This is a genomic window from Streptomyces sp. NPDC007872, from assembly GCF_042868165.1.
Classification (GTDB): domain Bacteria; phylum Actinomycetota; class Actinomycetes; order Streptomycetales; family Streptomycetaceae; genus Streptomyces.
Genome location: NZ_JBIAEA010000006.1, coordinates 11847 through 24914, shown reverse-complemented (window position 1 = coordinate 24914; position 13068 = coordinate 11847). Strand labels below are relative to the sequence as shown.

At 75.4% G+C, this 13068-nt stretch carries 10 protein-coding genes; 8 read left to right on the top strand and 2 right to left on the bottom strand.

Annotation, left to right across the window (positions count from 1 at the left end; genetic code table 11):
* The first annotated feature begins 386 nt into the window (after window positions 1–386).
* From ACFYNX_RS21950 to ACFYNX_RS21940, 3 genes are all read left to right on the top strand, one after another.
* The gene (locus ACFYNX_RS21950; protein WP_388663476.1) at window positions 387–527 is read left to right on the top strand and encodes a hypothetical protein; all 141 of its coding nucleotides are present in this window, start codon (window positions 387–389) and stop codon (window positions 525–527) included.
* Entirely contained in the window at window positions 524–1468 is a 945-nt protein-coding gene (locus tag ACFYNX_RS21945; RefSeq protein ID WP_388663475.1) for a hypothetical protein, read from the top strand. The genes ACFYNX_RS21950 and ACFYNX_RS21945 overlap by 4 nt, the downstream gene beginning before the upstream one ends.
* Before the next feature lie 63 nt (window positions 1469–1531).
* The gene (locus tag ACFYNX_RS21940) at window positions 1532–6151 is read left to right on the top strand and encodes a hypothetical protein (RefSeq protein WP_388663473.1); all 4620 of its coding nucleotides are present in this window, start codon (window positions 1532–1534) and stop codon (window positions 6149–6151) included.
* Between the two features lie 138 nt (window positions 6152–6289).
* Here ACFYNX_RS21940 and ACFYNX_RS21935 read toward each other — a convergent pair whose 3' ends face one another.
* On the bottom strand, window positions 6290–6676 hold the full coding sequence (locus ACFYNX_RS21935; RefSeq protein ID WP_388663471.1) for a hypothetical protein: 387 nt from the start codon (window positions 6674–6676) through the stop codon (window positions 6290–6292).
* Window positions 6677–7113: 437 nt separating this feature from the next.
* On the opposite strand from ACFYNX_RS21935, the gene ACFYNX_RS21930 reads away from it, so the two are divergent.
* The 4 genes from ACFYNX_RS21930 to ACFYNX_RS21915 are packed head-to-tail and all read left to right on the top strand — an operon-like array spanning window position 7114 to window position 11500.
* Window positions 7114–10044, top strand: coding sequence for a nitrate- and nitrite sensing domain-containing protein (locus ACFYNX_RS21930; RefSeq protein ID WP_388663469.1), 2931 nt, complete (start codon window positions 7114–7116; stop codon window positions 10042–10044).
* Complete coding sequence (locus ACFYNX_RS21925; RefSeq protein WP_365539830.1) at window positions 10041–10478, top strand: roadblock/LC7 domain-containing protein; 438 nt, start codon at window positions 10041–10043, stop codon at window positions 10476–10478. Before ACFYNX_RS21930 ends, ACFYNX_RS21925 begins: the two co-directional genes overlap by 4 nt.
* Before the next feature lie 10 nt (window positions 10479–10488).
* The gene (locus ACFYNX_RS21920; protein WP_125668439.1) at window positions 10489–10914 is read left to right on the top strand and encodes a DUF742 domain-containing protein; all 426 of its coding nucleotides are present in this window, start codon (window positions 10489–10491) and stop codon (window positions 10912–10914) included.
* Window positions 10895–11500: an ATP/GTP-binding protein gene (locus ACFYNX_RS21915; protein ID WP_388663466.1), complete on the top strand. Its 606-nt coding sequence runs from the start codon at window positions 10895–10897 to the stop codon at window positions 11498–11500. Before ACFYNX_RS21920 ends, ACFYNX_RS21915 begins: the two co-directional genes overlap by 20 nt.
* Window positions 11501–11549: 49 nt before the next feature.
* Here ACFYNX_RS21915 and ACFYNX_RS21910 read toward each other — a convergent pair whose 3' ends face one another.
* Window positions 11550–12353, bottom strand: a complete 804-nt coding sequence (locus ACFYNX_RS21910) for a M15 family metallopeptidase (RefSeq protein WP_365539828.1) — start codon at window positions 12351–12353, stop codon at window positions 11550–11552.
* On the opposite strand from ACFYNX_RS21910, the gene ACFYNX_RS21905 reads away from it, so the two are divergent.
* Window positions 12352–12972, top strand: coding sequence for an NUDIX domain-containing protein (locus ACFYNX_RS21905; protein ID WP_388663464.1), 621 nt, complete (start codon window positions 12352–12354; stop codon window positions 12970–12972). The genes ACFYNX_RS21910 and ACFYNX_RS21905 overlap by 2 nt on opposite strands.
* The last annotated feature ends 96 nt before the right edge of the window (window positions 12973–13068 follow it).

Genomic DNA, 13068 nt, shown 5'->3' with positions numbered 1-13068 from the left:
AGGGGGCCGACCCCGCTCCGAACGACCGGCCGGGCCCGCATGACCTGCTGGGCCCGAATGACCTGTCGGGTCCGACCGACCCGGCGGACACCGTCGTACCCGCAGCCGCCGCCCTGCCCGGAGCCACGGCCCTTCCGGAGCCACGGCCGGAAACCACGGCACCGGAGCCGGTACGGGAACCCGTACAGGAGCCGGAACCCGTACCAGAACCGGCATCCGTATCGGAACCGGCACCCGAAACCGGGCCGGCACCCGAGGCGGGCGCCGAGCCGGACGCCGAAACCGCCCCGGCCCCCCGCCCCCGCCCCCGCCTCGGCACCGTCCCCCTGCCCGGGCCCTCCCGCGCCGGGGCCGCGCGGCGGGGCGACCTCCCCTCCGTACGCGCCGTGCGGCTCACGGACGAACCGCCCGCCCCCGCCGAGAGGGCCGCCGCCCCGGCCGCCGTCACCCCCGTCCCGCTGCCCGTACCCCGGCCCGCCGACCGCGCCGTACCGACCGAGAACCGTCCCGAGGAGCCCCAGCCGTGAGCGAGACCCACGCCGAGCACGCCGACGCGTGGAGCGAGCAGGAGCCCCCGCACGCCGACGCGTGGAACAGGCAGGAACCCCCGCAGACCCCGGCCGCCCCCGCCGCGTCCGGCGGCCCCGCGGTCACCCCCGCCGACGCCGCCGACGCGGCCCGGCTCGTCTCCTTCGGGCTCCAGCCCAAGCTGCTCCCGGCCCGCGACGCCGAGTACGCCGACCTCCTGCGCCGCTACCGCGAGGACCCCGCCTTCGCGCGCCTCGCCGACGCCGTCGCCACCGGCCTCGGCCTCGTCGTCCTGGAGGTCTCCCCCCGCGCGGGGATGGCCGTCACCGCCGGCGAGGACTCCGTCTTCGCCGTCCGCATGGGCGACTACGCCCGCCGCGCCTCCACGGACTCCGCCGACCGGTTCCTGCACGGCCTGGCCCACCTCGCCGTCGCCGCCATGGCCTTCCCCCGCCCCGAGGACCTCGCCGACGACGCGTACATCGGCCGGTTCACCGTCAACGGCGTCGACGCCTTCGTGCGCCAGGCCTGCCTGCGCCTCGAACAGCGCGCCGAGGAGGAGGGCGAGAACACCGACCCGGCCTCCGGCGCCCCCGGCCTGGAGGCCGCCTGGCGGACCTACGCCCGCCGCAGCGCCACCGGCGCCACCAAGGACGCCCGCAGACTCGCCGGATCCACCACCGGCATCGTCGGCAAGGCCGCCGCGTTCCTCACCGACTCCGGCTTCCTCCAGCGCACCGGCGACGAGGGCGGCGGCTCCTACCGCACCACCGCCCGCTACCAGCTCCAGGTCCGCGACATGGCCGGCTCCGCCGCCATGGCCGAGCTCCTCGACCTCGGCGTCGTCCCCGTCAGCGACGGCTCCGCGACCCTCCTGCCGCCGCCCGAGGGCGACGACCTGGAGCTCGCGGCCGACGCGGGCCTCCCCTTCCACTCGTAGCCCCGCCCACGTCCCGCGCGGTCCCGCCGCCCCACCGACCTTCCCAGCACGAGAGTCCCCGCCATGTACGAGCTGTCCCGGGTCCGCCTCTACTCCATCGGCCCCGCCGGCGCGCGCTACGCCGACACGGTCCTGGACCTGCGCGGAGTCGGCGCCCCGGTGCCCCACCCCGCCCCCACCCAGGCGGAGTTCTTCGAGGACGAGCCGGTCGGCCCGCCGCGCCGCCCGGCCCCCGCGGGCGTGCTCTTCCTGGAGAACGGCGGCGGCAAGTCCGTCCTCCTCAAGCTGATCTTCTCGGTCATGCTCCCCGGCCACCGCAACACCCTCGGCGGCGCCAGCTCCGGCGTGCTGCGCAAGTTCCTCCTCGCCGACGACTGCGGCCACGTCGCCCTGGAGTGGCAGCACACCCTCACCGGCGAACTCGTCGTCGTCGGCAAGGCCAGCGAGTGGCGCGGCCGCCAGGTCTCCAACGACCCGCGGAAGTTCGCCGAAGCCTGGTACTCCTTCCGGCCGGGGCCCGGCCTCAGCCTGGACAACCTCCCCGTCGCCGAGGCCACGTCGGTCCGCCCGCCCGTCGAGGGCGCCTCCGGCGCGCGGGGCCGCCGCCGCACCATGAAGGGCTTCCGCGACGCGCTCACCGAGGCCGGCAAGGCCTACCCGCACCTGGAGGTCGTCTGGGAGGAGATCCACGACCGCTGGAACGAGCACCTGGGCGAGCTCGGCCTCGACCCCGAACTCTTCCGCTACCAGCGCGAGATGAACGCCGACGAGGGCGAGGCCGCCGGCCTCTTCGCGGTCAAGAAGGACTCCGACTTCACCGACCTGCTGCTGCGCGCCGTCACCGACACCCGGGACACCGACGGCCTCGCCGACCTCGTCGGCGGCTTCGGCAACAAGCTCGGCCGCCGCGCCGAACTGACCGCCGAGCGCGACTTCACGGCCGGTTCCGTGGACCTCCTGAACCGGATCGTCGAGGCCGCCGGAGTCCGGACCCACGCGCGCGAGGTCCACACCGCCGCCGAGCGCCGCACCCGCACCCTCGCCCGCCGGCTCTCCGCCCGCGCCGCCGAGGAGCGCGGCCGGGGCGCCGAGCTCGCCCAGCAGGTCACCTCCGCCGCCCACGCCGTCGCCGAGGCCGAGGACGCCCGCGGCCGCAGCGCCCTCGTCGCCGCCGAACTCGCCTACCGGCACGCCTTCCTGGCCCTGGCCGCCGCCGAGAAGGGCGCGGCCTCCCAGCGCCGCGAACTCACCGACGCCCGCACCCTGCACTCCGCCTGGCAGGCCGCCGAGGCCGTGCTCCGCCACCGCGCCGCCGGCGACCGCTCCGCGCGCGTGGCCGCCGCCATCCGCGAGGCCGAGCGGGACGCCGCCCCCGCCCTCGCGGCCCGCGCCACGGCCGCCGCCGACCTCGTACGGGCCCTCGCCGCCGCCGCCGAGGAGGGCGAGCGGCACGCGGCCGAGGAGGAGGAACGCTCCACCGCCCTCCAGGAGGCGGGCGAGACCGCCCACCGCGACGCCACCGCCGCCGCGACCGAGGCCCAGCGCGCCCGCAGCGAGGCCGGCCACCTGCGCCAGCGGCTCGCCGAGGTCGAGCAGGAGACCGCCGAGGCCGTACGGGCCGGCTGGCTCGACGACACCGCGCCCGACGCCGACCCGGCCCGCGCCGCGCTCGCCGCCAGCGACGCCGAGAAGACCGCGGTCGCCGCCTGGGACACGGCCCGCGAGACCGCCGCCGCCGCCATCGAGCGCGCGCGGGGGGCCGCCGCCGCCGAGACCCGCGCCGAACTCGCCGCCGCCCGCGCCGCCGACGCGGCCGCCGCCGCCGGGAACGCCCACGACGCGGAGCGCCGCGCCGCCGAGTCCCTCGCCGCCGAGGAGCGCCTCGCCGAACTCCTGGGCCTGCCCTCGGGCGGACACCCCGCCGGGGACGACGGCACGGCCCACGGCGGCCCGCTCACCGTCACCGACCTCGACCGGTCCGCCGACGAGCTGCGCTCCCTGCTCGACGGGGCCGTCGCCTCCGCCGAGCGGCAGCTCTTCGAACTGCGCACCGCCGCCGCCGACGACTCCCGCATCCTCGGCGCCCTCGGCGACGGAGGCCTGCTGCCGCCGGGACCCGACGTCCTCGCCACCGTCGAGCACCTCGGCGAGCACGGCATCCCCGCGCTCCCCGGCTGGCGCTACCTCGCCCAGGCCGTGGACCCCGCCGACCACGCGCGCGTGCTCGCCGCCCGCCCCGAACTCGTCGACGGCGTCGTGATCACCGACCCCGTCTCGTACGGACGCGCCCGCGAGGTCCTCGCCGCCGCCGCCCTGCTGCCCCGCTCCGCCGTCGCCGTCGGCACCGCCGCCGCCCTGCTCGCCCCCGTACCGGCGCGCGCGGACGGCGAGGACTCCGGCGTCTTCCTCGTACCGCCGAACCCGGCCATGCACGACGAGCACGCGGCCGACGAGGAGCGGCACGCCCTGCGCGCGCGTGCCGCCGCCCGCGACGAGGAGATCCGCGCCCTCGCCGCCCGCCTCGCCGGCGACCGCTCCCTCGCCGCCCGGATCGGCGCCTGGCGCGCCGACTGCCCGCCCGGCATGCTCACCGAGCTCGCCGCCGCCGCCGAGGCCGCCCGCGAAGGCGCCGAAGCGGCCGCCGCGACCCTCGAAGAGGCCCGCACCGCCCGCGCGGAGGCCGACGAGACCGCCGCCGAGGCGACCCGCGTCCGCGACGAGCGCCAGGAAGCCGCCCAGCGCGCCCGCCGGGTCGCCGACGCCCTCGCGGGCCTGGCGTTCCGGCTGCGCGAGCGGTCCGCCTGGCAGGCCAGGCTCCGTGAACTCGCCGACGACGCCGCCGAGTCCGAGGCCCGCGCCCAGACCTGTCTGGAGCGCGCCCGCGCCGCCGACGAGGACCGCCGCGCCGCCCAGCGCGCCGCCGACGACGCCCACCGCACCGCCCGCGCCCTGCGCGCCGAGCGCGCCGAGATCGCGGGCGCCCCCGACCCCCTCCCCGAGGCGGACGCGGCCGCGCCCCGCACCGCCCTGCCCACCCTCCGCGAGGCCTACCGGGCCGCCTCCCAGTTGTACGAGAAGGTCGGCGTCGGCGCCGACCTGCGCGCCGAGCAGGCCCGCGCCGAGAGCGACGAGTCCGCCGCCCTCGCCGAGCTGAACCGCCTCACCAACAAGGTCCGCACCCGCGCCGAACAGCTCCTGGAGTCCACCGACGGCGCCGACGGCCCGTCCCGGCAGGCCGCCGCCGCCCGCGCCGAGTCCCTGGTCCAGATGCTGGAGACCCGCGCGTCGGAGGCGAGCGAGAAGCTCGGCCGGCTCCGCGGCGAGGCCGAACGCCTCGCCCCTGAGGACGGCGGGGCGCACACCGAGCTGCCCGAGGAGCTCGTCCCCGCCGACGCCGAGCGCGCCCAGGCCCTCCTGCGCACCGCCACCGCCGAACTCGCCGCCCGCAGCGCCGCCCTGGAGTCGGCCCGCGCCGCCCACGCCGGACTGCTCCGGGACCACCGGGCCGCCGAGGACGCGGTCGGCGGCTTCGACGAGACGGCGGCCCTGCTCCGGGACCAGCTCCGCGACCACGCGGACGAGGAGCAGGAGGAGACCGGGCCGTACCCCGGCACCCTGGAGGAGGCCCGTACGGCGGCGGCCGAGGCGCGCCGGGCCCTGCGCGGCCGGACCGGCGAGCTGTCCGCCGCGGACGCCGCCGTGCGCGAGGCGAGCGACGTCCTCGTCCGGCACGCCAACTCCACCCGTTACGAGCAGGTCCGCACCCCGGCCCGCCAGCAGATCCGCGAACTGCCGGCGTCCGCGCTCCCCGAGCACGCCGCCAAGTGGGCCGAGGCCTTCGCGCCCCGGCTGCGGGTCCTCACCGACGAACTGGAGCAGTTGGAGCGCAACCGGGACTCGATCGTGGACCGCCTCCGCGGCCTCGTCGAGTCCTCCCTGGCGACCCTCCGCTCGGCCCAGCGGCTCTCCCGGCTCCCCGAGGGCCTCGGCGAGTGGTCCGGCCAGGAGTTCCTGCGGATCCGCTTCGAGGAGCCCGACCAGGCCACCCTCGCGGAGCGGCTCGGCGAGGTCGTCGACGAGGCCACCCGCGCCGCCGTGAAGAAGAACTCCGACCTGCGCCGCGACGGCATGTCCCTGCTGCTCCGGGGCGTGCAGGCGGCCCTCGAACCCAAGGGCGTCTCCGTCGAGATCCTCAAGCCGGACGCGGTGCTGCGCGCCGAGCGGGTCCCCGTCGGACAGATGGGCGACGTCTTCTCCGGCGGCCAGCTCCTCACCGCGGCCATCGCCCTGTACTGCACGATGGCGGCGCTCCGCTCCAACGACCGCGGCCGCGACAAGCACCGGCACGCGGGCACGCTGTTCCTGGACAACCCGATCGGCCGCGCCAACGCCACGTACCTCCTGGAGCTCCAGCGGGCCGTGTCGGACGCGCTGGGCGTCCAGCTCCTGTACACGACCGGCCTGTTCGACACGACCGCGCTCGCCGAGTTCCCGCTGGTGATCCGGCTCCGCAACGACGCCGACCTGCGGGCGGGGCTGAAGTACATCAGCGTGGAGGAGCACCTGCGCCCGGGCCTTCCGCGGACCGAACCGGAGGGGGAGGCGATCCACGGCGAGATCACGGCGACGCGGATGTTCCGCCGCCACGCGTCCGACGACCCGGCCCCGACGGACGTCGCGTAACCGGGCGTCCGTGCAATCGGGCGACTCTTGACCGGGGGTTCGTGCGACCGGTCGTCCGCGCGACCGGTCGTCCGCGCGACGGAGAACGGCCCGGCCCCCTCGATCGGGGGCCGGGCCGTTCTCCGTGTCACTCCTTGCTCAGGCCGCCTCCGACAGCGGCGCCGCCTCGGACAGCGGTGCCGCCTCCATCCGGACCTCGTCGCGCCGCGCCCGCAGCGGCGGACGCGCCGTGCTGCTCGGCTCCGACACCACTCCGTTGCGCTGGCGCCACACCTGGCGGGTCACCCAGACGTCGAGGACGCTCCAGGTGGCCACGACCGTCGAGACCACCGCGGTGATGGTGATCGGAAAGGCCAGCCACGAACCCGCCAGGCTGCAGAAGAACGCCACCACCGCCTGGATGAGGGTCACCGACGTGAGCAGCACGGCACGCACCGCGGCGTCGCGCACCGGATCGGGCATCCGTCGTCGGCCCCGCTCGTCCTCCACCCACAACTGCCCCGCCGACCGCGCCTCGTGTTCCATTGTCCTGTCACTCCCCACCACTGAACGACTTCAGGGAACGGCTGCCCGTTGTGCGAGCCTTTACGCGGACAGAACACTCCCCGTGCCTAATGACGCACGACAGAGGGAAAAGGTTTCGCCCCCTCGGGGGTGAACGCGAGACCCCGTCCGCGCGGAACACACAGTTCCAGCCATCTCCGCAGGCTGGCGGAGCCGCACGTCATCAGGTGTCCTGCGCCACAGTGACCGATCCCAACTCCCTGAATAACAGGACATCTCGTGATCGACGCTCACTCGACAGGCTGAAAATAGCCCGGACACACCTTCGGGATGGCCGCGATGCAGTAGTAGGCTCGCGCCGCCGTTTGTTGAAACTCAAGGTTGACGCCGTGTGTTGACGCCCGACGTCACGAAGTGAAGGACCCTCGCGACGAACGGGGGCCGAGCTGGGGGAGGCCATGCGCTTTCGCGGGAAGTCCATCCGCAGGAAGATCGTGGCGTTGCTGCTCGTACCGCTCGTCTCCCTCACCGGCCTGTGGGGCTTCGCCACGGTCCTCACCGGCCGCGAGGCCGACCAGCTCCTCGACGTCGGCTACATCGTCGACAAGGTCGGCTACCCCCTGGAGGACACCGCCCGGGTCATCCAGCTCGAACGCCGCCAGTCGCTCATCTACCTCGCCGACCCCCGCGGTTCCGGGGCCCTCGGCTCGCTCCAGGAGACCCGCAGGGCCACCGACCGGCAGATCGCCCGCATCCGCGCCAACGCCGCCGAACCCGGCGTCCGCGAGGAGATGCGGCCCGTCACCGCCCAGCGGATCGACAGCCTCCTCGAAGCGCTCGACGGCCTCGAATCCCTCCGCCGCTCCGTGGAGAACCGCAGCATCGGCCGCATGCAGGCCCTCGACTTCTACAACCGGCTCGTCGACCCCTGCTACAGCTTCCTCATCACCCTCCACGCCCTGGAGAACGTGGAGATGGACAAGCAGGGCCGCGCCCTCGTCGGCATCACCCGCGCCCGCGAACTGCTCTCCCGCGAGGACGCCCTCGTGCTCTCCGCACTCATCGCGGACCGCGTCACCGCCCAGGAGATCCGCGCGGTGTCCGACCTGATCGCCAACCGGAAGCAGTTCTACGAGGTCAACCTCGAACTCCTGCCTGCCGCCGAACGCGACCGCTTCGAGAAGTTCTGGCGCGGCCCCGAGACCCTGGCGCTGCGCACCGCCGAGAACGCCGTCGTCGAACAGGGCCCCACCGACAGCCCGCGCGCCGTCACCGCCGCCCGCTGGCAGGACCAGACCGGCCCCGTCCTCGACGTCCTCGCCCGCGAGAACACCGCCGCGGGCGACCGCTACCAGGAGCGCGTCCAGCCCGCCGCGTACAGCGTCCTCCTCAAGGTCGGCGTCGCCGGCGTCCTCGGCTTCCTCGCCCTGCTCGCCTCGATCGTCATCTCCGTCCGCATCGGCCGCGACCTCGTCCGCGACCTGCGCCGCCTCCAGAAGGAGGCGCAGGAGGTCTCCGGGGTCCGCCTGCCCAGCGTCATGCGCAGGCTGGCCGCAGGCGAACAGGTCGACGTCACCACCGAAGTGCCCCACCTGCGCTACGGGGAGGACGAGGTCGGCCAGGTCGGCCAGGCCCTCAACACCCTCCAGCGCGCCGCCGTCGAGGCCGCCGTCAAGCAGGCGGAGCTGCGCCGCGGCGTCTCCGAGGTCTTCGTCAACCTCGCCCGCCGCAACCAGGTCCTGCTCCACCGCCAGCTCACCCTCCTCGACACCATGGAGCGGCGCACGGAGGACACCGACGAACTGGCCGACCTCTTCCGGCTCGACCACCTCACCACCCGCATGCGGCGGCACGCCGAGGGCCTCGTCATCCTGTCCGGCGCCGCCCCCTCCCGCCAGTGGCGCAAGCCCGTCCAGCTCATGGACGTCGTCCGCGCCGCCGTCGCCGAGGTCGAGGACTACGAGCGGATCGAGGTGCGCCGCCTGCCCCGCCTCGGCGTGGGCGGCCCCGCCGTCGCCGACCTCACCCACCTCATCGCCGAACTCCTCGAGAACGCCACCGTGTTCTCGCCCCCGCACACCGCCGTCCAGGTGCTCGGCGAGCGGGTCGCCAACGGCTTCACCCTGGAGATCCACGACCGCGGCCTCGGCATGAACCCCGACGCCCTGCTCGACGCCAACCTCCGGCTCGCCGAGACCCCCGAGTTCGAGCTCTCGGACACCGACCGCCTCGGCCTCTTCGTGGTCAGCCGGCTCGCCCAGCGCCAGAACGTCCGCGTCTCGCTCCAGACCTCCCCGTACGGGGGGACCACCGCGGTCGTCTTCATCCCGGCCGCGCTGCTCACCGACGCGCCCGAGACGGAGGGCGCCGGCTTCCGCCTGGACCGCAAGGCGTCCGACCGCGCCGACGGCGACTCCGCCGCGCTGCCCGTCCGCCGTCCGGCGCTCGCCCGGGTCCCCGACGTCACCGCCGCGCCCCTCGACGGCCCCGTCGAGCTGGAGGCCCCGCTCGACGACGACTTCGACGTGCTCCTCGACCGGTCCGCGGACCTCCTCGACACCGAGAGCGAGCGCGGCGGCCTCTTCAAGCCCCGGGACCGGCGCCGCGCCGGCCGCGCCCCCGCGGGCGAGCAGCACGAACAGGCCCCGGACCGCGCCGCCGCCGGCCGCGAGGAGGAGGGACCCGCCGACGGGACCGCCCGCCGCCCCGTGCCGCTGCCGCGCCGCCACACCCCGACGCTCGTCGTGGACCACGGCCGGCGCCTCGACGGCCCCGACCGCTCCCACCCCCTCCCCGGCCGCGCCCACCCCGTCCCGGGCCGCCCGGGCAACGGCCCCGGCCACGACGACCGCCAGGGCCCCACCCTCGTCCCGGTACGCCCGGAGGGGCCCGCGCGCCAGGGGAACCCCGTACGCCCGGAGGGCCTCGCGCGCCCGGAGGGACCCACGAGGCCCGAAGGCCCCGCACGCCCGGGAGGTCCCGCGCGTCCGGACGCCCCCGTACGCCCGGAGGCTCCCGCACGCCCGGACAGCCCCGTACGCCGGGGAAGCCCCGTACCGCCGCCGGAAGGCCCCGCGCGCCCCGCACCTCCCGCGACCGACCCGGCCCCGCCGGAGGCTCCGGCCCCGGCCCCCGCGCTCTTCGACGGCCTGCCCCGCCGCGTCCGTCAGGCCAGCCTCGCGCCCCAGTTGCGCGAGGCCGACCGCAAGGCCGGCACCGACAAGCAGACCGCCGCGCCCGCCGCGCCGGACTCCTTCGAGCGCGACGCCGAGGAGGTGCGCGCCCGCATGGCCGCCATGCAGCGCGGCTGGCAGCGCGGCCGACGGCACACCGCCGACCCTGACGACCCGACAGCACCAGGAACGACACCCGAGGGGGACGGTCGATGACCGCACCGAACGCCGCAGCACCCAGCACGACCTCCGGAAACGGCGAACTGAACTGGCTCCTCGACGAACTCGTCCAGCGCGTCGGCTCCATCCGGAAGGCCCTGGTGCTCTCCAGCGACGGACTCGCCACCGGCGCCTCCCAGGACCTGACCCGGGAGGACGGCGAGCACCTGGCCGCCGTCGCCTCCGGCTTCCACAGCCTCGCCAAGGGCGTCGGCCGCCACTTCGAGGCCGGCAAGGTGCGCCAGACGGTCGTCGAGCTGGAGGACGCCTTCCTCTTCGTCACGGCCGCCGGTGACGGAAGCTGCCTGGCGGTGCTCGCGGACGCCGACTCCGACGTCGGCCAGGTCGCCTACGAGATGACGCTGATGGTGAAGCGGGTCGGGGCCCACCTCGCGACGGCCCCCCGGACCGGACTGCCCTCGGGAGGGTGAGTGGGACGGCATGAGTGACGCAGCCGAGCGGAACCGGACGGCGGAGGAGCGGACCCCGCGCCCCCACCACTGGTTCGACGACGAGGCCGGACCGGTGGTCCGCCCGTACGCGATGACCCGTGGCCGGACGAGCGCCGCCACCCGCCACCGGCTCGACCTGATCGCATTGGTCGTCCCCGAACCCGCCGCCGAAGACCCCGGCCGGGACCAGACGCTCTCCCCGGAACACGTGGAGATCGTCGAACGCTGCTCCGAGCAGCCCCAGTCGATCGCCGAGCTCGCCGCCGGACTCGACCTCCCCGTCGGGGTGGTCCGGGTCCTCGTCGGCGATCTCGTCGAGGACGAACTCGTCCACGTGACCCGCCCCGTTCCGCCGGCCGAACTGCCGGACGTGAACATCCTCCGCGAGGTGATCAATGGCCTTCGGGCGCTCTAGCCGCACCAAGCCCTTCGTCGAACCGGTGACCCTGAAGATCCTCGTCGCCGGCGGGTTCGGGGTCGGCAAGACGACCCTGGTGGGCGCGGTCAGCGAGATCAGGCCCCTGCGGACCGAGGAGATGCTCAGCGAGGCGGGGCGGCCCGTCGACGACCTGCACGGCGTCGAGTCCAAGACGACCACCACGGTCGCCATGGACTTCGGCCGGATCACGCTGCGCGAGGACCTCGTCCTGTACCTGTTCGGCACGCCCGGCCAGGACCGCTTCTGGTTCCTCTGGGACGAGCTGGCCCAGGGAGCCCTGGGCGCGGTCGTCCTCGCGGACACCCGCCGCCTGGAGGACAGCTTCGCGGCCATCGACTACTTCGAGCGGCGCGGCATCCCGTTCACGGTGGCCGTCAACTGCTTCGAGGGCGCCCAGCGGTTCCCCGCCGAGAGCGTGCGCGGGGCCCTCGACCTCGACCCCGAGGTCGAACTGGTCATGTGCGACGCCCGGGACCGCGAGTCGGTGAAGAACGTCCTGGTGGCGGTCGTCGAGCACGCCCTCATCCTCGCCGACCGCACCCACGCGGCCGTCCCCTCCTGATCGATCCCCCTGGTGGAGGGCCCCGGCAGGAGGCCCTCCACGGGGAGACTCAGTGCCCCGCCACCGACCTCCGCGCCACCGGGAAGTCGAAGTACGTCTCCGGGAACGGCTCCGGCCCGAACGTGAAGTGCCACCACTCCTCCGGCAGGTTCACGAACCCCTGCTCGGCGAGCGCCCCCTTGAGCAGGTTCCGGTTGGCCCGCCGCACACCCGTGATCCGCGGGTCGTCCGTGTGCGAGCGCGTGTCGAAGCAGTCGTAACCCGTCCCCATGTCCACGGAGTTGTCGGGGAACCGTTCCTCCTTCGGCGCGTAGCACTCCACCAGCCGCTCGCCCGGCCGGTACGCGCGCGTGGGCGGTGCCGGCAGCCGCACGATCGTCAGGTCCACCGTCGAACCCCGGCTGTGCCCGGACTTCTCCGCGATGTAACCGTCCTCGAACAGCCTCGACTTGTCGACGAGCGGATAGAACTCCTTCTTCATCCGCTCGTCCTCCAGGTCCTCCGCCCACCGCACGAAGTGGTCGACGGCCCGCTGCGGCCGGTAGCAGTCGTACACCTTCAGCGTGTAGCCCCGGGCGAGGAGCCGCACCTGCGCCCGGTGCAGCGCCTCCGCCGCCGGGCGGGTCAGGACGCACAGCGGCTGCCGGTAGCCGTCCACCGGCACGCCCGTGAAGTTGTGCGCCGTCGTGTAGCGCATCTCCTGGAGGATCGTCCGGTCCACGGAGTCGAGGGCCACGAACTCCCGCGGCGCCCGGGGCTCCGGCGCGGCCGGGGCCGGGGGAGCGGCGACGAGGGCGACCAGCCCGGCGGCCGCGACGGAGAGGGTACGGAGAAGAGGGGCGAGACCTGTCATGGGCCCCGTCTACCAGTTCCGGCAGCGCCGGGAAAGGGCGATCGCATACGGTCGGGCCGTGAAGCACCCGACCGCGCAGCACCCGACCGTGAGGGACCCGGCCGTGACCGACTCGACCGCGCAGGACTCCCACTGCTCCTCCTGCGGCGCGGCCCACCCCGCCGGCGCGGGCTGGCCCCGCACCTGTCCGGGCTGCGGCCGCACCGCCCACCGCAACCCGCTGCCCGTCGCCGTCGCCCTCCTGCCCGTCACGGACGCCGACGGCACGGGGCTTGTCGTCATCACCCGCACCATCGAGCCCCGCCGGGGCGGGATCGCCCTCCCCGGCGGCTTCATCGACCACGGCGAGGACTGGCGGGCCGCCGTCGCCCGCGAACTGCGCGAGGAGACCGGCATCGAGGCCGCCGCCGAGGAGGTCCGCCTCGCCGACGCGATGAGCTCCCCGGCCGGCCACCTCCTCCTCTTCGGCCTCCTCCCGGCGCGCCCGGCCTCCGTCCTGCCCGCCTCGGCCCCGACGGACGAGACCAGCGGCCACCACCTCCTCCGGGCCCCCGAGGAACTGGCCTTCCCGCTCCACACGGAGGCGGTACGGAAGTGGTTCGCGGGGGAGTACGGCTGAGAGGGGGAGTTCGGCCTGGAGGGAAGCGGTCCGGAGGAGGAGCGGCCTGGAGGGGGAGTTCGGCCGGGAGGAGAAGAGGGCTCCGGTGGGCGCGCC